The organism is Nocardia sp. NPDC003963, from assembly GCF_053605105.1.
This window is the reverse complement of record NZ_JBSGIP010000014.1, coordinates 98,218-117,110: the sequence shown is the minus strand read 5'-3', so window position 1 is coordinate 117,110 and position 18,893 is coordinate 98,218. Positions and strand designations below refer to the sequence as shown.

General features: G+C 68.0%; 19 protein-coding genes. 8 read left to right on the top strand and 11 right to left on the bottom strand.

The annotated features are described in order from the left end of the window. Window positions 1–97: 97 nt before the first annotated feature. The 4 genes from ACWEWT_RS22370 to ACWEWT_RS22355 all read right to left on the bottom strand — a co-directional run bounded on the left by ACWEWT_RS22370 (window position 98) and on the right by ACWEWT_RS22355 (window position 4,285). Window positions 98–1,414, bottom strand: a complete 1,317-nt coding sequence (locus ACWEWT_RS22370; RefSeq protein WP_452561625.1) for a cytochrome P450 — start codon at window positions 1,412–1,414, stop codon at window positions 98–100. A gap of 28 nt (window positions 1,415–1,442) precedes the next feature. Beyond that, window positions 1,443–2,834, bottom strand: a complete 1,392-nt coding sequence (locus ACWEWT_RS22365; protein ID WP_452561623.1) for an NAD(P)/FAD-dependent oxidoreductase — start codon at window positions 2,832–2,834, stop codon at window positions 1,443–1,445. After that, the gene (locus ACWEWT_RS22360; protein WP_452561621.1) at window positions 2,831–3,049 is read right to left on the bottom strand and encodes a ferredoxin; all 219 of its coding nucleotides are present in this window, start codon (window positions 3,047–3,049) and stop codon (window positions 2,831–2,833) included. Before ACWEWT_RS22360 ends, ACWEWT_RS22365 begins: the two co-directional genes overlap by 4 nt. A 285-nt stretch (window positions 3,050–3,334) precedes the next feature. Beyond that, the gene (locus tag ACWEWT_RS22355; RefSeq protein ID WP_452561620.1) at window positions 3,335–4,285 is read right to left on the bottom strand and encodes a phosphotransferase; all 951 of its coding nucleotides are present in this window, start codon (window positions 4,283–4,285) and stop codon (window positions 3,335–3,337) included. A 509-nt stretch (window positions 4,286–4,794) separates the two neighbouring features. Between ACWEWT_RS22355 and ACWEWT_RS22350 the strand changes: the two genes are divergently transcribed. Beyond that, window positions 4,795–4,950, top strand: a complete 156-nt coding sequence (locus ACWEWT_RS22350; protein WP_452561618.1) for a DUF6131 family protein — start codon at window positions 4,795–4,797, stop codon at window positions 4,948–4,950. Between the two features lie 89 nt (window positions 4,951–5,039). Further along, window positions 5,040–5,405: a hypothetical protein gene (locus tag ACWEWT_RS22345; RefSeq protein ID WP_452561617.1), complete on the top strand. Its 366-nt coding sequence runs from the start codon at window positions 5,040–5,042 to the stop codon at window positions 5,403–5,405. An 864-nt stretch (window positions 5,406–6,269) separates the two neighbouring features. On the opposite strand, the gene ACWEWT_RS22340 is transcribed toward ACWEWT_RS22345, so the two are convergent. The 6 genes from ACWEWT_RS22340 to ACWEWT_RS22315 form a co-directional block, all read right to left on the bottom strand. Next, window positions 6,270–7,847: an MFS transporter gene (locus tag ACWEWT_RS22340; protein ID WP_452561616.1), complete on the bottom strand. Its 1,578-nt coding sequence runs from the start codon at window positions 7,845–7,847 to the stop codon at window positions 6,270–6,272. After that, window positions 7,844–8,914, bottom strand: a complete 1,071-nt coding sequence (locus tag ACWEWT_RS22335; protein ID WP_452561614.1) for an ABC transporter substrate-binding protein — start codon at window positions 8,912–8,914, stop codon at window positions 7,844–7,846. The genes ACWEWT_RS22340 and ACWEWT_RS22335 overlap by 4 nt, the downstream gene beginning before the upstream one ends. 29 nt (window positions 8,915–8,943) lie before the next feature. Further along, window positions 8,944–9,672, bottom strand: coding sequence for an ABC transporter ATP-binding protein (locus ACWEWT_RS22330; RefSeq protein WP_452561613.1), 729 nt, complete (start codon window positions 9,670–9,672; stop codon window positions 8,944–8,946). Further along, the gene (locus tag ACWEWT_RS22325) at window positions 9,669–10,514 is read right to left on the bottom strand and encodes an ABC transporter permease (protein WP_452561611.1); all 846 of its coding nucleotides are present in this window, start codon (window positions 10,512–10,514) and stop codon (window positions 9,669–9,671) included. The genes ACWEWT_RS22330 and ACWEWT_RS22325 overlap by 4 nt, the downstream gene beginning before the upstream one ends. 149 nt (window positions 10,515–10,663) lie before the next feature. After that, complete coding sequence (locus ACWEWT_RS22320; protein WP_452561610.1) at window positions 10,664–11,128, bottom strand: MarR family winged helix-turn-helix transcriptional regulator; 465 nt, start codon at window positions 11,126–11,128, stop codon at window positions 10,664–10,666. 549 nt (window positions 11,129–11,677) lie between these two features. After that, a complete protein-coding gene (locus ACWEWT_RS22315) occupies window positions 11,678–12,907 on the bottom strand; it encodes a helix-turn-helix domain-containing protein (RefSeq protein WP_452561608.1) in 1,230 nt (409 codons plus the stop codon). A gap of 131 nt (window positions 12,908–13,038) precedes the next feature. Here ACWEWT_RS22315 and ACWEWT_RS22310 point away from each other — a divergent pair, with 131 nt between their 5' ends. The 4 genes from ACWEWT_RS22310 to ACWEWT_RS22295 all read left to right on the top strand — a co-directional run bounded on the left by ACWEWT_RS22310 (window position 13,039) and on the right by ACWEWT_RS22295 (window position 15,442). After that, window positions 13,039–13,344, top strand: coding sequence for a hypothetical protein (locus ACWEWT_RS22310; RefSeq protein WP_452561606.1), 306 nt, complete (start codon window positions 13,039–13,041; stop codon window positions 13,342–13,344). 241 nt (window positions 13,345–13,585) lie between these two features. Continuing rightward, complete coding sequence (locus ACWEWT_RS22305) at window positions 13,586–14,182, top strand: hypothetical protein (protein ID WP_452561605.1); 597 nt, start codon at window positions 13,586–13,588, stop codon at window positions 14,180–14,182. A 284-nt stretch (window positions 14,183–14,466) separates the two neighbouring features. Beyond that, window positions 14,467–14,712, top strand: a complete 246-nt coding sequence (locus tag ACWEWT_RS22300) for a hypothetical protein (RefSeq protein WP_452561604.1) — start codon at window positions 14,467–14,469, stop codon at window positions 14,710–14,712. A gap of 226 nt (window positions 14,713–14,938) precedes the next feature. Continuing rightward, on the top strand, window positions 14,939–15,442 hold the full coding sequence (locus ACWEWT_RS22295; protein ID WP_452561602.1) for an SSI family serine proteinase inhibitor: 504 nt from the start codon (window positions 14,939–14,941) through the stop codon (window positions 15,440–15,442). A 28-nt stretch (window positions 15,443–15,470) separates the two neighbouring features. Here the strand turns inward: ACWEWT_RS22295 and ACWEWT_RS22290 are convergent, their stop codons facing one another. Next, the gene (locus tag ACWEWT_RS22290; RefSeq protein ID WP_452561600.1) at window positions 15,471–16,103 is read right to left on the bottom strand and encodes a TetR/AcrR family transcriptional regulator; all 633 of its coding nucleotides are present in this window, start codon (window positions 16,101–16,103) and stop codon (window positions 15,471–15,473) included. Between the two features lie 367 nt (window positions 16,104–16,470). Between ACWEWT_RS22290 and ACWEWT_RS22285 the strand changes: the two genes are divergently transcribed. Continuing rightward, window positions 16,471–17,691 (top strand): PucR family transcriptional regulator, encoded by a 1,221-nt coding sequence (locus ACWEWT_RS22285; RefSeq protein WP_452561598.1) that lies wholly within the window; start codon window positions 16,471–16,473, stop codon window positions 17,689–17,691. Window positions 17,692–17,697: 6 nt separating this feature from the next. After that, window positions 17,698–18,522, top strand: a complete 825-nt coding sequence (locus ACWEWT_RS22280) for a PucR family transcriptional regulator (protein ID WP_452561596.1) — start codon at window positions 17,698–17,700, stop codon at window positions 18,520–18,522. The last annotated feature ends 371 nt before the right edge of the window (window positions 18,523–18,893 follow it).

Genomic DNA, 18,893 nt, shown 5'->3' with positions numbered 1-18,893 from the left:
CGGGCGAGTGTAGGCGTGGGAAAGGGCAGTCCGGGATGCGCGCGCCGCACGTTGCGGTATCGGAACCCAACCGCGCACAGGGTGCGCGGATCACCGCTCAGCCGCGAGTCGTTTCCGCCGTCTGCGGTGATCCCGAGTCGTCTCGCTCGGCGATGTGGTCGAACTGGACGAGCAGGTGCCGCGGCCCGCGGAAGATCTGGCTGCGCCGGTAGGGCGGCGGATCGACGACCAGGCCGGGAGCGGCGACGCGCTGCACGAAGGTTTCCAGCGCGAGGTTGACCTCCAGTCGGGCCAGCGGGCCGCCGATACAGGTGTGGATGCCGCTGCCCCAACCGAAGTGCTCGTTGTCGGGACGCTGGATATCGAAGCGGTCCGGATCGGCGAACCGCTTCGGGTCGCGGTTGGCGGCGGCGTAGACCAGGTGCACCGCGGCCCCTTTCGGGATGGTCGTGCCGGCGATATCGATATCTGCGGTGGCACTGCGGCTGGGAAAGAACTGCACGGCCGCCTGTAACCGCTGGACCTCTTCGATCGCCCGCGGAATCAGCTCCGGCAGGCTACGTACACGCTCGTAGGCCCCCGGATTGCGCAGCAGCGTCAGCACGCAGTTGGAGATCGTGTTGACCGTCGAGTCGTGGCCGGCGACGAGCAGCAGCCTCGCATTGGACAACACCCGCGCGAGGGGCATGGGGCCCCCGGGGCCGTCGTCGTGGATCATCGCGGACAACAGACCCGGCCGGGGCTCCCGCCGCACGCGCTCGATCAGGTCGGTCAGATATCGGGTGAGCGCGATACGGCCGGCGCGGGCCTTCTCGGCCCGGACCGCCCCCTCCGCGGTGGACGCGTCCGGCCCCAGATCCGTACCGGTCAGCATGTCGTGGATCCACACATGGAAGGTCGGCTCGTCGGCGATCGGAATTCCCAGGATCTCGCAGATCACCGTCACCGGCACCGGATAGGCGTAATCGTCGACGACGTCCAGCCGGGTCCGGCCGGCCGCGGCGATATTGTCGAGCAGTTCGTTGCACAGGCGGACGATGCCCGGTTCGGTGCCCGGGACGACCTCGGGCGCGTGCGGCGGACCGAAGTGGCGCATCACCTGCCGCCGCGCCCGATCGTGCTCGGGAGGATCGGTCACGATGATGCTCGGGACCTGTTCGTAGACGGGCCCGTCCGGGGCCCCGGAGTCCGGGGCAGGGCCCGCCGCGAGCGCAGCGCCGAGGGGGCTGCGGCCGATATCGGAGCTGATCCGCGGATCGTGCGTCAGGGCCAGCACTTCCCAGTAGCCGGTCACCACGTACTGATCGTCGGCCACTCGCGCGACCGGGGTCCGGCGCAGTCGGTCGAAGAACGGGTACGGGTCGGCGCGGTGTTCGTATTTCATCGCCTCTGCCCAGTCAGTTGCGGCAGTCATGCCTGCTCCCTTGTTCGACAGAACCCGTTCAATGGAACTCGGCGCACCGGGAAGTGGGGTCGTGGCCGGTCAGCACCACATCGGGGATTTCGGTCGGCACCCGCGGATCGGGGAAGCGGGCGGGCACCGGGACCGAATCGGCGGCGCGGTCGTAGCCCGGCGGCGGTGGCGGGAAGGGTGCCGAGCGTTCGATCATCGCCGCGTAGTACGGCAGCCACTTACCGTGATCGAACGTCACTGCCCCGACGGTCCGGCCGCGGTGGCCGTAGGCCGCGGCGAAACGATAGTCGCCGGGCGAACCCTGGGTGAACACGATCTCGTCGGCGAAGGAGCACACGCCGACCCCTTTGATGTTGACCCCGAATTGGGCCGACCAGTACGACGGCAGCGGCAGATGCGGTCGCCGCTCGGTCTCCAGGCTCAGCATATTGTTCGCGGCGATCCGGGCCCCACACACCGCGTTGTCCCAGTGTTCCATCGAGATGAACTGGTATTCGTACAGCACATGTGGCTGACGCGCGACATCCCCGGCCACGAAGATGTTGTCGGTCACCACCCCGTTGATATCGAACGCGCGACAGCCCGCGTCGCAGCCGACTCCCCAGAAACCGGCGGCCAGCCGGGCGCCCGCCAGCCACTCGACATTGCGGATCGACCCCAGCGATGCCACCACCACGTCGGCTTCCACCGTGGTCCCGTCCGACAGCCGGGCACCGCGCACCCACCCGTCGGCGTCGCCGTCGAGTGCGCGCACCGATACTCCGGTACGCAGGTCGACACCCGCGGCACGCTGCATCCGTGCGGTGATATCGGCGACGACCCCGCCCAGCGGGCCGGCCAGCGGCCCGCCGCCGCGTTCGGTGACGGTGACCGGGAGCCCCAGCGCACAGCACACCGAGGCGATCTCCGAGCCGACGAATCCCGAGCCGACGACGAGCACCCGCTTCGGGCCCTGGCGCAACGCCGCCTGCAGCCGGGCGGCGTCATCGCAGGTGCGCAGGGTGAACACGCCCTGCAGGGCGCCCTCGGCCGGATCGGGCCACGGCCGGGCCCGGACACCGGTGGCGATCAGCAGCCGGTCGTAGGGCACCGTATCCCCGGTGGCCAGCAGAACCTGCCGGTTCACCCGGTCCAGACCGGTCGCGGCCACACCCAGCCGCCAGTCGGCATCGACGGCGCGCATCCGGGGTAGCTCGGTGTGGTCGGCGCGGACCCGGCCCCCGAGGACCTGTTTGGACAACGGCGGCCGGTCGTAGGGCGGGTGCGGTTCGGCACCTATGAGGGTCAGCGGCCCGCGAAAACCGCGCTCCCGCAGCGCTTCCGCGGCGCGGAGTCCGGCCAGTGAGGCCCCTACGATCACAATGCGCCCTTCGGCGCGGAACGCCCGGACCAGGTCTGTCAGCAATGACGCGGCGCTCACCTCGCGGGCCCCTGCCCTTCGGGGATGTAGTTTTCCACCAGGATCGCCTGGACCGGGCAGGCCGCGGCCGCCCGTAACACGCGCCGGCGCTGCGCGTCATCGGGATTGGGGTCGTAGGCCAGCCCCTCTTCGCCCAGCAGTTCGAGTACCTCCGGCGCCAGCGGAACACACTGCGCGTACCCCTGACACCGATTCAGATCGACAACGATGCGCATGATCGAGTTCTCATCCGAGGTGTGTTCCGATATGCCCCCGGCGAAACCACCGCGGGCAGCGACACACCGCCCGACGAGGTCGACGTGAACATCCGCTGGACGATCACGCCCGGATATCGTTGCCGGGGGCTACCGCGCCGCGGTTTCGGACACCCTGTACCGAGTTCTGTGCGCCACCGACGGCAACCACCCGCCTTCTACAGTCTCCCACACACCGCTGTTCGAAGCCGCTCTGTCTCGTGGCCGTACCGGCTGTCACGACACCGTCTACCGCTACCGGCAGGGTCAGCTGTTCATACCGCCTGCGAAGGGCATCGTCTGCCACAGTTCGAGAGCCGGCTCGAGGTACCCGATCAGCTCGGGCAACTGTGGGACCAGCGTGAGGGTGGCGACGACCCGGAGCATGCCCACCGCGTTGACGAAGCCCATGACCTCCCCGTCGAGCAGCCTTGTACCGTTACGCCGCGCACCGCGATTGTAGGCGGATTCGTGCTCCGGCCCGAGACCGGCGAGGTCCCACTCGACGGGTCCCAGCGTAACGAGTTCGAAGTCGGCGTAGCGGTCTCCGTCCAGCCCACGGAATATGTTCGCGGGGGGTGAGTCTCCGTGGATCGGCTGGAGGCCGACCCCCGGGAACCGGGCCTCGAAGACCGTGCGTGAGCATACGAGAGGTTCCAGGATCTGCCATTCACGGCGGGCACGGTCCAACGCGCCGGCATCGATCAGCGTGGGATGCCTGTCCAGCCGGTCCAGGCTTTCCGCGATGAACCGCGGTTCGGCCGCGGACAGGAACTCCAGCCGGCCCGGGTAGGCGCGCAGTACCGCGTGCAGATCGGCGACACTCTCGGCATTCGCCACGTAGTCGGGTTCCCGCGTCCGGTCCTCCGCGACGAAGGGCCAGAACGTCATCGAGAAACCACCCCGCTGAACGGGTTTGCGCGGCACGATCGGACTGGGCGCGATAACGGAGATCCCCTGGTCGGCGAGCCAGCGGGTCACATCCAGCTCATCCTGCTGGCGGCGCGCGAGGCCGGCCGGGTCGGCCGGACGGGGGATCACGGTGGGAATCCTGGCCACGACCGGCGCAGGTGCCAGGTGGACAACGACGGAGAAGACGTCGTGCAGCACCGTGGGGTCGCTGACAGTCAGTCCGACCTCGCGCCCCGCCGCGACGGCCGCGTCGACGGCGGCGGAGGTACGGCCGGCGCGCTGCTGCGGTGTCAGGAGGGTGGTCATGACTTCCATCGCTTCAGCATGATTTCCGAACCGCCCGCACAACCCGTCCCCAGGCCCCTCCGGCAGGTGGCTGTGCCCGTAACGGTCGACGGCCCGTCTTCCCGATATTGACAGCGCGGGACGGCGGGCGTGTACTGAAATTCCGACAGGTCGAGCTCGTTGCAGCTGGTGGTGGGTGTGGTGAGCAGTATGAGCAGTGCTTGTACCGTCGCCGGAGAAGCCACGGCGCACGGCGCGCGCAACACCGGGGTCATCGGATCTGCGTGTCGCGAACTCGGCCATCGCCATCTTGTAACAGACCGGCCCGAGGGCCGAGGGCCGCGGTATCCGGCAGCCGAAAAGCCGGCTACGGTCCGCACGTCCTTCCGGCCGCCGATTACCGTGGCTCGCAGCCGGACGAGACCGCATCGCTGTGGGGAAACCGGTGGATCACTACAGCCGATACGGACCACGGGGACGAACCGGAGCCGGCGGCCCCGCGAGTCCCATTACCGAATTCAGGTTCTGTCATGATCATTCTCGGAATCATCCTGCTCGTCGTCGGATTCGTTTTCGACATCCAGATTCTGTGGGTTCTCGGAGTAATCCTCCTCGTCATCGGGCTGGTGCTGTTCGTATTGGGCTCGATGGGCCGCGCGGTCGGCGGGCGACGCCACTACTACTGAAGCCGTCGGATCCGCGACCGCGGCCCCGCCGGCCGATGGCCGTCGTCGATCGCATCCGGGGCAGATCACGCTCGAGATGAGGAACAGGCATGGAAACCAGCACAGTTGTCATGATCGTTGTCATCGCGGTGGTCGTCGTCCTGATCATTGCCGCACTGATCTGGATGGTGACGAAACGCAGGGAGCAACGCCGTATCCAGGCGGAGCATATTCGCGCCGAAGCGGGAACGAGCGCTCACCGTGTCGGTCAGCGTGAAGCACTCGCCGACGAAACCGCGGCCAAGGCCCGGGCGGCAGCGGCCGAAGCCGACGCCGAGGAAGCCCGGGCGGCGGGCCTACGGCAACAGGCAGCCGAACATCGCGACGACGCGGCGGCATCCCGCGAAGAGTTGGATCACGCGTTCGAGCGCGCCGACGAGATCGATCCGGACAAGAAGCGACGCGGAAACCCCTAGGAATATCCCCTGGAACGCCGGGACGGCGCGGCGCATACCGCACCCGCCCCGGCGTCACCGGCTCACGAAGACAGCGCGCGGTTGTCGACCAGCTTCTTGAATTCGGAACCCTGGTCGATCAGGCCCCATTTGAGCAGCCAGCGGTAGGTCTGATCGAACTGTTCGGGCGCGTACGGCTGCGGGTCCGCGAAGCGCAGGCGCCACGGACTGATATCCGACTCGTCCAATGTGCCCAGATCCGCCGGAATCTCCTCGGTGAAGTAGTGCAGGTACGGCCGCACATCGGCATTGATATCGGCGACCGCCCGCCGGACACCGCGGTCGATCGCGGCGTAGACCTCGGGATCGACCTTCTCGTCCGCGATCTCGGCGCCGGTGTAGAACGCCTCCGCGATCAGCCGGTACCCCTGTTTCAGCGCGAGGCTGATGTAGGGCTCCATCAGCGCGACGGCTTCCACCGTGCCGTCGCGCAGGGCCTTGAACCGGTCGGCCGGACCACCCACGTGCACGACCTTCAGCTCGTCGGGTTCGACGAATCCCTCGAGTGTCTGGATGGCGAGGTAGTGTGAGCCGTGGTGGAAGTTGACGGCGACCTGCTTGTTGCGCAGGCTCTGCGGGTGGAAGACGTCGGAGTCGGGCCGGACGAAGATCGCCTGGCTGGCGATCGCCGCGCGCTGCGTCACGATCTGTCCGCCGCGGCCCGAATCCTGTGCTCGCCGTACCTGTCCCCATTCGCAGGCCCGGTACAGCGAGACTTCGCCGTCCTCGAAGCCGCGCGAGATTCCACCGAACGAGCTCACCAGGTGGTGGTCTTCGATCGGTTTGACGCTGACGTTGTAGGCGCCGGGCGCGACGAGCTCCAGATCAACGCCCTCGTCGAGGAAGTAGCCCTTCTCCAGGCCGACCAGGTAGGGGAGCGTGAAGATCGCTCCGGTCCGGACGCTGGTGATCTTCGGCAGGGGTGTCTTCGAATCCTCGGTGGTCATCGGATCGTTCCTTTCGTGGGGTGTTGTCGACCGAGGTGACGGCCGAGTTCGGGGTCGCCGGGAAACAGCGGTTCGCGGCGACGAGTGCGAGGACGGCGGCGACCGCCGTGGCGGCGTACGCGATACGCATTCCGGAGGTGAAGTCGGGCGCCGATACGGGTCCCGGCCGGGCGAGAACCCCCGCGACGGAGACGGTCACCGCGCCGAGCGCGGCCGTCCCCAGGTTCATCCCGACCTGCCGGGAGGTACTGGTGATCGCGCTGGCCGAACCGGCCCGTTCCGGTGGCAGCGCGGTCACCGCCGATGCTGTCGCGGGCGGGTTGGCCATGCCCATTCCGATCCCCAGGAGAGCGAAGGCCACCAGTACCCAGCCGATGGACGAGGTGGTCGACGCCACCAGCGCGAGCGACGCCATGGCGGCGACGAAGAAGAGATAGGCCAGCAGAATCGGTTTCCGCGGGCCGTACTGCCCGAGCAGTCGCCCGGAGACCTGCGCGGCGACAAGTGTTCCGGCCGTGAGCGGTAATGCCATCAGCCCTGCTTCCCACGGCGCGTACCCGCGTACCTGCTGGAGGTAGAGCGCGTTCACGAAATTCATCCCGGTGAGGCAGAAATAGGAGAAACCCGCTGTCAGCACCGCCCCGCGCAGTTGCGGCCGGGCGAATACCGTCAGATCCAGAACCGGATCGACCGCCCGGCGCTCCACCCGCACGACGATCACCGTCGACACCGCGGCCGCGATCAGCGCGAGAACCGTCGGGGCCGACAGCCAGCCGTCGCGGGCGCCACCGGACAGCGCGAAGGTCACGAAGAACAGTGTCGCGGCGATGGATATGTGACCGGCCGGATCGAACCGGCGCCGCAGCCGTGGCACCGGAGACTCCGGCACCCAGCGCAACCCCACCACGACCAGCGCCGCGAACGGCAGGCAGAGCAGGAAAACACTGCGCCACCCGGTGGCCGCGACCAGCACACCGCCGATAACGGGTCCGAGCGCTGTCGACACCCCGGCGGTCGCGCTCCAGGAACCCAGGGCCCTGCTGCGCGCGACCGGATCCTGGAATACCCCGGTGAGCAGCGAGATCGAGGCGGGAGTCATCAGCGAGCCGCCTATTCCCTGGACGACCCGCCAGAGGATCAGTTCGGCGAAGCCGGACGAGACGAAACACAGGAGCGAGGCCGCGCCGAACAGCAGGACACCGAGCCGGAATATCCGTCGCGGGCCGTAGCGGTCGGCCAGCGCACCCGCGAGGAACAGCGTGCTGCCCCGGGCCAGGGCATTGGCCACCACGACCCACTGCAACCCCGCCACGTCCAGACCGAGATCCGCCTGCAACGCGGGCAACGCGACCACGAGCGCCGAAGTGTCGAGCGAGGAGAGGAACAGACTCGCGCAGCACGCCAGCAACGCGGTTCGGGGATGCCGCACGGATTGCGGGGCCCGCGTGTTGCTCAACTCAGGCTTTCGTAGACCGGCCGCTCCGCGGTACGCGACAACAGACCGATATCCAGGGCGACCTGGATCTGCTTGTCCATATTCGCGAATACGCTCGGATCCCAGGCGGACGGATAGATACCGCGCAACCGTTCGGGCAGCAGATCGATGGCGGCCTCTTCGTCGGCCGGGATACCGAACGCCTCGTAGTGCGTCGCCAGTAGTGCGGGGTCGGCGCTGATGAGCGCGTTGGCCTCCGAACGCAGGGCGACGAACCTCGCCGCGGTATCGCGGTTGGCCGCCAGCCACGAGCGATTGAACGCCGCGCCGTTGAGGAACAACGGGTTCGCGTCGCCGGTACCCTGCTGCCACAGCTCCGATACCGTCGCCACCTGGCGGTTGCCCTGCGCGACGAGGCGGGTGGCGTTGGGTTCGATGGCGATGATCGCGTCGAGGTCGCCGCGCTCGTAGAGCGCCAGATTCGCGATCGGCTGTCCGGGGAAGATCTGGAATTCGCGTTCGAAATCGATTCCGTTGACCGCCAGCCCCAACGCGGCCGCCTTATAGGTATCCGAGCTCGCCGGTTGGACGCCGATCCGCTTGCCCCGCAGATCTTCGACCGAGCCGATATCGCTGTCGGCGGGCACGAGCCAACGTCCGTGATTCCAGAGTTGCGGGCCCACGATCACCACATCGTGACCGGAGATATTGGCTTCGGTGGCGCCCAGCGGCCCGAAGGCGAAAGTATCGAGCAGACCGGTCAGCAGGTTCTCCTGGCCGGTGCCCACCCCGCCGCCACCGTCCCGGAGCAGGTCCAGCCCGTGCTTCGCCTCGAGCCCGAATTGTTCGGTGATCGGATCGATCACCGAACCCGCGGTTCCGGGCTGTACGGCACCGACTTTGATCGGGCGCAGCGGGTTACCGTTCGCGTCGACGGCGGCGGTGGTCGCCTCACCGCAGGCGACCAGGAGCGCGCCCAGGCCGAGTCCGCCGAACAGCGCGGCACCGGCCCGGAGTGCCTGCCGGCGCGATACGGCCGGCCCCAGTGCGGATTCGCGAGTGAAGATGTTGCCACGTGGTGCGGACACGGGGTCTCCGTTTCTGGATCAGTACTGTCTCAGGCGATATGGGCGACGATGTCGCGATGCAGGTCGAACAGGGTGCCGTCTTCGGTGGACCGCGGGCGCGCGAGAGTGACGCGGATGTCCTGCACGATCCGCGCCGGGCGGTCGGCGAGCACGACGACCCGGTCGGACAGGAAGGCCGCTTCGAGCGCGTTGTGGGTGACCAGCAGTCCGGTGACCGAGCGTTCGACGAGCAGGGTCTGCAACAGCAGGCGGAGTTTGCGGCCGGTGAGTTCGTCGAGCGCGCTGAACGGTTCGTCGAACAGGACGATATCCGGGTCCACGGCGAACGCTCGGGCCACTGCCGCCCGCTGGCGCTGCCCACCGGACAGGACCGAGGGGTAGGCATCGGCGTAGTCCGTCAGGCCGACCGCTTCGATGAGCTCCGGGACGGCGGCCACGCTCCGGCCGGCCGCTTTCGCGGCGATCTCGATATTCGCGGCGACGCTGACCCAGTCCAGCAGGCGCGGCTGCTGGAAGACCATCCCCGTCCGGCCGGGCGCCGCGTCGGTGCCCACCCGGATCACACCCGCGTCCGCCGTCTCCAGTCCCGCGACCAGGTGCAGCAGCGTCGTTTTACCGGTGCCCGATGCACCCACCAGTGATACGAGCTCCCCCGGCGCCACCTCGAGCGAGAAATCGTCGAACACGGTCTGGACCGTGCCGTCCTTCTTGCTCACGAAGGATTTGGCGATATTACGAAGTTCGATTCCGGCGCTCATACCGCGGACTCCTTACGCCAGCGGGAGACCCGCCGTTCCAGTGTCTGGAGGACGCCGTATTCGATCGCCGTCATCACCAGCGCGAAGGCGATCGTCCAGGCGAGCACGCCCGCGACGTTGTGATTGGCGAACTCCAGGTTGAGTTGATATCCGACACCGCTGGCCAATCCGAAGATCTCGACCAGGACGATCACCTTCCAGGCCATCGCGATACCCAGCCGCGCGCCGGTGAACAGCGCGGGCGCGAGGGCCGGCAACCAGATCCGGCGCAGGCGGGTCCACGGGCTGAAGCGATACACATGAGCCATCTCGTGCAACTGCGGATCGACGCCGCGTACGCCCTGGGTGATGTTGACGATCAGGGCCGGCGCGGCCGCCAGGGCCACGGCCAGAATCGGATTGACGACGCTGATCCCGAACCAGATAACGCACAGCAGTGCCTTCACCAAACCCGGCGTCACCAGTCCCAGCAGCACCGCGGGTTCGAGGAAACGCTGCACATATTTGTTGCGTCCCATGGCGATTCCGAGCACGACGGCGACGACGAAGGCCACCGCGAATCCCAGGAGTACCCGCGTCAGCGTCACCTGGAGATTCGTCCACAACGCACCGTCGGCCGACAGCGCCACCAGCTCGTCGGCGATCGCGCCGAGCGAGGGCACCAGCGGACTGTCCATCCGGGCAGCCATGAGATTCCACCCCACCGCCAGCAGGATGATCAGCGCCAGTGGCGGAGCGATCACTTCGGCGAGTGAAGTGGCGCGCGAGACCGGGGTCGGTCGGCGGATCGGGGGTGTTCGGCCCGCCCGTTCGGCCGCGGGCTCGGCACTCAGCACGGTCATGAGAATCCGTTCGATCGGCCGGCGTCGCGGAGGGCGCCGGCGGAGCAGGGTGGGGATCATGGGTGGAGCCGGTCTCGGCTCCGGATGTCAACGAGTCGGATCGTGGCGGCGCACCGGGGTGGCGACGATCGGACAACCGGACGGGGTCGTCACGAGGAGCGCGGCTCCGTCGCCGATACCAGGAGTTCCAATCCGTCGCCGAGGGCGACGATCGTGGCCAGCTGCTCGGGCGACAGGGTCGAGATACGGTCCAGAATGATCTCGGTGAGCTGCCGGCGGCTGCGCAGGAAGAGCTCCCGGCCGGAATCGGTCACCTCGATCAGGTTGACCCGCCCATCGGCGTCCGAGGTACGGCGGACGACCTCCCCGGACTCCTCCAGCCTGCGCACCGTACGGGATACGCTGGCCGGGTCCACGCCCTCGTGCGCCGCGAGTTCGGACATCGACAGCGGCCCGAATTTGACGATCGCCGCGAGGGCGCTGCGCGCGGACTGATTGATACCCGCGCGGTCCATCGTCCGGAATTGGCGGGCCGCCTGGATGAGTGCGACCTGCACTCGCTCCACCGCTGCCACATACTCCTCGCTGGTTGTCGACGAGTCGGGCAGGGGCATCGGCAATCCCTTCGTGCGGCGGCGTCCCGGATGGGGTGACCTGACACATTGTCGCCATGGTGCAGGTTCCTTCGCTCGCAGGTGGCCGGTCGCCCGAGTGGAACCGACAGCAAAAGGTTAACAATGATCAAGTAATTGGCTCTCCGGATCGCGGGCGGTCCCCGCGCTCCCCTACCGGCGGACCCGGCCCCGGAATTCGGAAATCCCCAGTTCGGGAACACAATCCCCGTACCCGGCCCGGTCCGGCGCGACGTTCGGATCGCGGCGATCCGAATGTTCGTGCACTGCTCCGGCCCCACTCGAGATCGACCGCCGCGGCCCGTTTCGCGGGCGCCTTCGTACCCTGACTTCGTCCGTTCGGGCTCGTCAGCGCACCGTGCGGAGTGTTCGATCTCGTAATCCATCGGTCGTGGACTCGGGACCCCACCCGCTCAACAAGAGTAAGTCCAGTTCAGGGTGTTTTGCGCCCCGGCTGGGACGCAGTAGAACGGTCGTGGGACAGCAGTAGCCGAACTGCTGTCCCACCGGCCGTTTTTCGGGTCGGGCGGCCTACGCGGGCACTGCGCCGACCCGCTGGGCGAGCTTTCCGAGGTCGCCGGACGTGAGGTCGCGCCGGGCCGTGCGCATCATGTGTCCGACCAGCTCGCGAACCGGTGTCATGGTGCGTACGTGCTGCGGGGCCGCGTGTTCTGCTCGCAGCAGCGCATAGAGCGATTCCCGGTGGTTTCGCCGCATTGCGTGCGCACGGCCGATCTCGACGAAGTACTGAGCCCTGCGGCCCTCGTTGGGAAGTTCGGCCGGGTCGAGACCGGGCGCGAGTGCGAGCACTTGCCCCGGCTCACGCCGCTCGATTGCCGCCGACATCCGCCACAGGGCCACGTTCGCCGGGCCGAAAGACTCGTTTCGAGCCACGGACGTGCTCGGCCCGGCCGCTGCGAGCCTGCTCGCCTGTTCGGCCGCCTCGGCAAGGTGGGGTTCGGGGTCGGTGCCCATCGTGGCGGCCACAATCGACCCCTGCAGGTGGAGCATCCCGAACGTTTCGATTTCGCCGACCGTGCGGACGTCGGCGGCGATTTTCTCGGCGGTGCCGACGGTGGTCGCCAGTGCGGCCGAGAGCGCGCCGGGCCGGGACAGCATGATCTGCCCTTTGCTGAATGCCGCTGCCGCGAGTGGGGCCGGGGCGCCGACCTGCCCGGCGGCCCGCGCGGATTCCTGCGCGGCGTTCCACGCGAGGGCGTGGTATCCCCGGGCTCGCAGTGCGGAGGCGACGCCGTAGGTGACGGTGCCGAGTACGTCCCAAGCCCGTTCGGCGTCGGCGCTGTCCGCGTCGCGTACGTGCCGGTATGCGTCGGTGAGCATCGGGACCAGCATCGGGCCGAGCGTCGCGTAGTCGCAGTCGTTGCGTAGCCGCGTGGCGCGGCGCGCGTCGGTGGCGAGTTCGTCCAGGCTGCGTGGCGGCCGGGTGTCGGTCACGTTGCCCTCTGCCCACAGCACCGTTTCCAATTCCGGTACAGCCGCGTGGAACCCGGCGACGGCCGGGTTCCACTTCTCCTGCTCGTGCCCGGTGAGGTCGCCGACCGTGACGCCGAGCGCCCCCGCCAACGCGAGTAGCGTGCGGCGGCTGTCGATCGGCCGCAGTCCGGTCTCGAACTTCGCGACGGCGCTACGGGACAATCCGGCACGGTCGGCGAGCACCTGTTGCGAGATTCCGCGCCGCGCGCGGATGGTGCGCACCCGACGGCCGACATAGCGGTCGTCTTCTGGCTGGAAATCGCTCATACCTCCACTGTTCCACAGGGGAACAGTTTCCGGTGGTCGAGCTGTAAAGCTTCCCGATCACGCCCCGCCGCCGGGCGATCGAGTCCCCGGCGGCGGGTGCACACCAGCGACCGCAGGGGACAGGGGCACCGATGCGCAACCGGCCGACCGCACTCGGATATGTAGATCTGGACATCAGCACTTCGCCGGCGTGGGACCGGGCACAGGTCCGACGTCTGGCGCGCCATCTCGGCTACCTCGTGATCTGGCCCGGTGTGGCGTCGGTGCTCCCGCTGTTCGACCAGGTCCGCGCGGCCGAGGTGGATGCCGTCGTGATTCCCGGCCCGCACCACCTCGGCCCGCTGGAGTTGAACCGGGTAATGGACGTGGCCGACGTGGAAACGGTGCTGCCCCGCTTATCGTTCGCGCGCTGGTCGACCGTGCGAGCCGGGCGTTGATCGCGCTCGGGTTCGTGGTCGCGGTGGGTCTACCGCTCGCCGTGCTGGTCTGGGCGATCGTGTGGCCCGAATCGACCGTGAGCGAACAGCGCGACATCCACGGCGGCAGGGATTCGCGATCGCGTCGGCCGAGTGCCCCGGTTACCGAATGTAGAACGGGATACCGGGGAACGGCCCTACCTGCCCGACCCGATCGGCACCCCCGTTGCAGCTACCACCGGCCGTGGCCGAGAATCGGCTCATGGACGTACCCGGACTGCTCGGCAGAGCCGTCGGTATGGTCCCCGCGGCCCAGGAAAGCGGGATGGGCGCGACCAAGGTGGATATCGCCGGATATCTCCGCGACGACGACTGGGAGAGCGCCCTCGCGATCCTGCAGGAGTTCGACGGCCTCGAGTGGCAATCCGTCGAGTACTGGGACCTCCTGGCCGAAGTGGCACAGCAGTTGTGGCTCGGTGCCGACGCGCAATGGTGTCGCTGGCGTAGCGCCGAGACGCGATCCGGCCGCATCATCAGAGCCACTCTCGATCTCCTCGCCCCGGAAGCCGGCGGACGCCGAATTGCGATCCCCGGAAGCGGAGAACTCGGGCCGCTGTGGGATATCGGCGCGTACGCAGCCGGAGGCACCGATATGCGCATCGCCCGAATCCGGGTCGAGTCGGCGCCGGAGATAGTGCCGGGCGGACGCGGCCGGATCCGGTTACTGCCGCTCACCCCGGCAGCGTGGGAGCGCCTCGCGCCCGGTGATGTGATCACCATGCACGAACGGCGGCCGATCGCCGGTATCGCCGAGATCACCGAGATCCGGTCCGCGGACCGTTCCACCCGGCGGGCCTGAGCTTCCCCACCGGACATCCCGTGCCGAGCAGTGTGATCGAACGGAGCATCGGGGACGTCCACTACACAACGGCTTCCGCGCGATGAGTCCGCCGGTGACCGATATCGACTGTTTGTGAATACATCGCGCGGTGATCGAGCGGAACCTGTGGTTCATTGTCGAATTCCGTAGTACGGCACTACGGAAAACACCGCCGAGTAATGTATCGGCACCGATCTGTTCGGTGCCGCTCCGGTGCGGGATAACCTTTCGCTGCCAGCATCATCGAGCAGAAAGATGAAATCATGCGCGCAATTTCCGGAATTCTCGCCTCCGCGGCGGTCGTGGGCACCCTCGCCCTGGCCGCGACACCGGCCCAGGCCGCGCCGGTCCCGGCGCCCGCCGATGCCGGCGCCGGTCCCGCTGTCACCGATCCGGCACTGCTCCCTAGCACCGGCTCCGGCATCATCGACGCGGGAACGGGCGTGGTGGAAACTGGTCTCGACATGGCGCTCGACCTCGTATCGAGTCTGTCGGGCGGAATGTCCTGACCCATTCGGCCCGGTACGGCACAGCGCGTTTCCGCGGGGCGCGATACCGCCCGGACTCCGGCGTATGCAGTACGCAGGAGTACCGGGTACCGGCCGTCCGGACCGCACCGGGCGGAATTACGCACTGCCGATCCGTCCGGCGGACACGCAATTCTCCGCATACCGCCGAACGGATAGATTCGCTGTGAAAAACCCGAGTCCGGAAAAATCGAGAAAGGGCAGGCAATTGTCGAAGAAGTATCGCGTCGCGGTCACCGCGGCACTCGTCTGCGGTACCTGGTTCGCGCTGACGCCCGCGCAGGCGCAAACGCCCACCACACCGGAACCGCCGACCTCGACCGTCCGCCCGTCCACCGGGTCGCCGGTGCCACCGACGACCTCCGCCACCGGGGTTCCCGAGGCCGCAGCGGACGAATCGGCGGTGTCGGTGCTGACCCTCGCCGCTGTCGCACGGTCCGGGAAGCCCGAATTCCGCACGACCACCCTGCTGTGCGCACCGAAGCAGGCCGGTACCCATCCGCAGCCCGCCGAAGCGTGCGCCGAACTGACCGCGGCCGATGGCGATCTCGCGCAGCTCACGGGTGACCCCGCGGCCGCCTGCCCGATGATCTACGAGCCGGTATCCCTACTGGTGGTCGGCCTGTGGAACAGCCGGCCGGTGACCTATCAGCACGATTTCGCGAACTGGTGCGCACTGGCCGGTGCCGCCGAGCACGTGTACAAGTTCTGAGCAGGCCACCCGGTTTCCACCGCGGAGTTCACCGCCCACCCGGTGAACTCCGCGGTTCCGGCCGTTTCCCCGGGCTCAGGCCGTGTTTCATGAGCGGCAGCACGCCCGCCCGGACGAAGGCGCGTGCCGATTCCTCATCGTCGAATTCGGCACCGGCCGTAGGGGTGAGCATCAGCGAGTGCGCGAAGCGGGCCACCAGTTCGGCCACCGGTTCGGCGTCGTAGGTGTCGATCTCACCACGCCGCTGCGCCGCAACCAGAATACTGACGATGAAGGCGATGCCCTGCGAGACGAGTTCCTCGCCCCGCACGGTGTAGAAGCTCAGCGCTTCCTCCGGGGCGACCTCGAGCAGCTGGGTCACCAGCGGATGAGTTCTGGTGAGCCGCAGGATGAACAACACCGTCTCCACGATCTGATCGTCGATACCGGGTGTGGTGGTGGCAATCGCGGTGGCCTCGGCGAGCACGCGCTGGATCTCCCGGGACAGCACCGCGTCCACCAGATTGTCCTTACCGGCGAAGCGCCGATAGATGGTGATCCGGTTGAGCCCGGATCGGCGCGCGATATCGTCGAGGCTGCTCCGCCTGATCCCCACCTGCAGGATCCGCTGCAGTGCCGCGTCCAGGATCGTTTCCTCGACCTCGTCGAATGCGCGCAACATGTATCAAAATTATAGAACTTGTTTCATGGTGTCAAAGGTTGCGTGCACAACATCACGAGACCCTCAGCTCCGGGTACTACCCGTAAGTTCCGGCGCCAGTGGATATTCGAACACATCCGGCGGACCCACCACGCGGGTACCACCGCACAGGTTGTGTAACAAGGTATCGATACTTGATACGTAGGTCAACAATGAAAACGTTATTGATGCCCTGTTACATCCGCGTTATCGTATCTCTTGAACCCCTTGCCACCCAATATCATTCACCGCCCCGCACATACCGGTCCGGCGGTCGCCTCCGACCACCGCGTCCCGGATCGTCACGGTCCGTACGTTCACCCGGACCGTCCGCCGAACGGAGCTCGATATGGCCGTCACCGCCGACGTTCACCGAAGCAGCGATACCGTAGACCGATCCGCCGGGACCGGCCGGGACCGGTCGCCCATCGTCGCGGCCTGTACCCGAATTCTCGCCACGGAGCCGGCCACTGACCGCCCTCCGGAACCGACCGTATCCCCTGATCTCACCCTGCTCCACGATCTGGCGGCCGATTGGGTCCAGCGCGGCGGCACGGCCGAAACATTCCACCGCGCGGTGCGTTCGGCGGTCGACGTGGCATTCTCCCGAATCGCGGCCACCGGATCCGCCACGGCACTGGTCCCATCGCTGCGCCGGCTTGTCACCGCGCACGAGGTGATCACGCGGAGTATTTCCGCCGGACTCACCCGGCCGCTCGTGGCAGGCACCGGCAGTCCGATTCCGGCACTGCGCAACATCGCCGGGGCGGTCGCCGACGATCGCCCGGAGGCGCTACCGCCGGGGGCCCGGATCAGCACGTCCTACGCTGTCCTCGCACTGACGCTGCAACCCACCGAGCCGGGCGACCGATCCCCGCGCGAAGCGCTCTCCACCGCAACCGAACACGCATACGACGCCCCGCACCGCATCCGCCTGATGCTCGCCGCCGAACACGGCCCCTCGGCCCTCAGCGCGCTCGGCCCGCACGGGGGCACAATCCTGCTGCCCGCCGAATCCCGGGCGACCGCCGCCGAGTTGATGGCCGATCTCGTCGCCGCCGCCGGCTTTCCGGTCACCGCGATCCTCCTCGAAGCCCCCCGGACCGCCATCGTGACAGCCGCCGATATCGCGCACGAACTACTCGACCTGGTCCGGCGGTTGCGGTACGCCCCCGGGATCTATCGATTCCGCGATCTGGCGCTGGAGTACCAGCTGACCCGGCCCGGCGCGGCCCGCGCTGAGCTGGCGGCCCTCGTCGCACCGCTCTACGACCATCCGGAGTTGCTCGACACCCTGCGGCTCTATATCCGGACCCGGCTGCGGCGGCAGGCCACCGCCCATATCCTCGAACTACATCGCAATACCGTCGACTATCGCCTGCGGCGGATCCAGGAGCTGACCGGTTGCGATCCGGTCCAGCAGACGGGCCTGTGGTATCTGCAGTCGGGCCTCATCGCCCACAGCTACGAATCCGGCGCCACCGGACAGTGTCCGGGCAACCGCGTCGAATCGAGGTGTCCGGCCGGCTGCGACAGCGCCGCCGGATCGGAGTCCGAACAGAGCAGGTGACCCTCGATGCCCGTCGACGACAACACGCCCGCGCCGAGCCGCCGTCCCGGCACGACCGAGCCGACCGGAGCCGCCGGACCGGTACCGGACGCCGGGCGGGCCGGGCCGAGGACCCTGGCGGCCGCGCTGCTGGCGGGCCGCGGAGTCGCGGCGATCGCCCGCGCGTCCGGGACGGATATCGCGGATTCCTATCATGTGCTGACGCTGGAAACCCGGCACGACGGCGACCCGGCGGCCCGCCTCGCACCGGTCGACGCCCGGGCACTCGCCGATACTTTCGCCGCTGTCCTCCCGGGACCGGCGCTGGCGCATATCGATACGACCGGGCCGACGATCCTGGCCCCGGCGGATACCGTCACCCGTGGCGAATTGGATACCGCGATCGAGTGCCTGGGCCGGACACTCGGCGCGCGCCCGAGCGTACTGGTCGCGGTAGCGCCTCCGGCCGATATCCCGGAAGTCGCGGCGCATTCCCGGGAGTTGCTCACGATCGTGCGGCGGCTGGGTCTGCCACCCGGTTTCTACCACTCCGACGATCTGGCCCTGGAGTATCAGCTCACCCGTCCCGGACCGGCCCGGGACCAGCTGGTGACCCTGCTCGATCCGCTCGTCGCACATCCGGAACTGGTGCACACCCTGCGAACCCATATCGCCAACAATCTGAATCGCCAGCGCACCGCGCGGGCACTGCACATCCACCCCAATACGGTGGACTACCGGCTCAAGCGGATCGGCACGCTGACCGGATTCGACGCCAACGAGGCACCGGGCCTGTGGTATCTACGCTCGGCGCTGGTGGCCAGCGGCTACGCGGCCGGCGATGCGGACTAGCGCTGGGCCGGCCGCGGCCGGTCGATCAGCTGTCCTCGCGCAGCGCCGCCGATCGGGCAGCGGTGTGATGTCACAGTTTTTCTCGACCGATCCCCGTAATCCCCTCGGGCGCAGAAGAAAAAGCAGAGAATTCGGTATCCCGCATCCGCGGATCGCGTCGGAAAGAAAAGGGACTCCCGCCCGGCGGCCCCGGTCGGTGCCTGTTCCATTCGTTCGAAACCGCCGGGCGAGAAAGGCACCGGCCGCGCGTGCGGTGCCCGGTTCGAACGGTACCGATTTCGCGGCGATTCGCGAATACTGTGCGCCGCCGCCCGGATATTCACCTGCCGGGGAAGCCGTTCATTGCGGCGGGTTCACAAAAGGTCGCCGAC

Excerpts from the sequence above, each read along its gene's own strand:
- ACWEWT_RS22370 (WP_452561625.1), bottom strand. The coding sequence starts at position 1,414 with ATGACTGCCGCAACTGACTGGGCAGAGGCGATGAAATACGAACACCGC.
- ACWEWT_RS22305 (WP_452561605.1), top strand. The coding sequence starts at position 13,586 with ATGGACGTACCCGGACTGCTCGGCAGAGCCGTCGGTATGGTCCCCGCG.
- ACWEWT_RS22325 (WP_452561611.1), bottom strand. The coding sequence starts at position 10,514 with ATGACCGTGCTGAGTGCCGAGCCCGCGGCCGAACGGGCGGGCCGAACA.
- ACWEWT_RS22310 (WP_452561606.1), top strand. The coding sequence starts at position 13,039 with ATGCGCAACCGGCCGACCGCACTCGGATATGTAGATCTGGACATCAGC.
- ACWEWT_RS22315 (WP_452561608.1), bottom strand. The coding sequence starts at position 12,907 with ATGAGCGATTTCCAGCCAGAAGACGACCGCTATGTCGGCCGTCGGGTG.
- ACWEWT_RS22320 (WP_452561610.1), bottom strand. The coding sequence starts at position 11,128 with ATGCCCCTGCCCGACTCGTCGACAACCAGCGAGGAGTATGTGGCAGCG.
- ACWEWT_RS22350 (WP_452561618.1), top strand. The coding sequence starts at position 4,795 with ATGATCATTCTCGGAATCATCCTGCTCGTCGTCGGATTCGTTTTCGAC.
- ACWEWT_RS22300 (WP_452561604.1), top strand. The coding sequence starts at position 14,467 with ATGCGCGCAATTTCCGGAATTCTCGCCTCCGCGGCGGTCGTGGGCACC.
- ACWEWT_RS22360 (WP_452561621.1), bottom strand. The coding sequence starts at position 3,049 with ATGCGCATCGTTGTCGATCTGAATCGGTGTCAGGGGTACGCGCAGTGT.
- ACWEWT_RS22345 (WP_452561617.1), top strand. The coding sequence starts at position 5,040 with ATGGAAACCAGCACAGTTGTCATGATCGTTGTCATCGCGGTGGTCGTC.
- ACWEWT_RS22285 (WP_452561598.1), top strand. The coding sequence starts at position 16,471 with ATGGCCGTCACCGCCGACGTTCACCGAAGCAGCGATACCGTAGACCGA.
- ACWEWT_RS22355 (WP_452561620.1), bottom strand. The coding sequence starts at position 4,285 with ATGACCACCCTCCTGACACCGCAGCAGCGCGCCGGCCGTACCTCCGCC.
- ACWEWT_RS22280 (WP_452561596.1), top strand. The coding sequence starts at position 17,698 with ATGCCCGTCGACGACAACACGCCCGCGCCGAGCCGCCGTCCCGGCACG.
- ACWEWT_RS22330 (WP_452561613.1), bottom strand. The coding sequence starts at position 9,672 with ATGAGCGCCGGAATCGAACTTCGTAATATCGCCAAATCCTTCGTGAGC.
- ACWEWT_RS22290 (WP_452561600.1), bottom strand. The coding sequence starts at position 16,103 with ATGTTGCGCGCATTCGACGAGGTCGAGGAAACGATCCTGGACGCGGCA.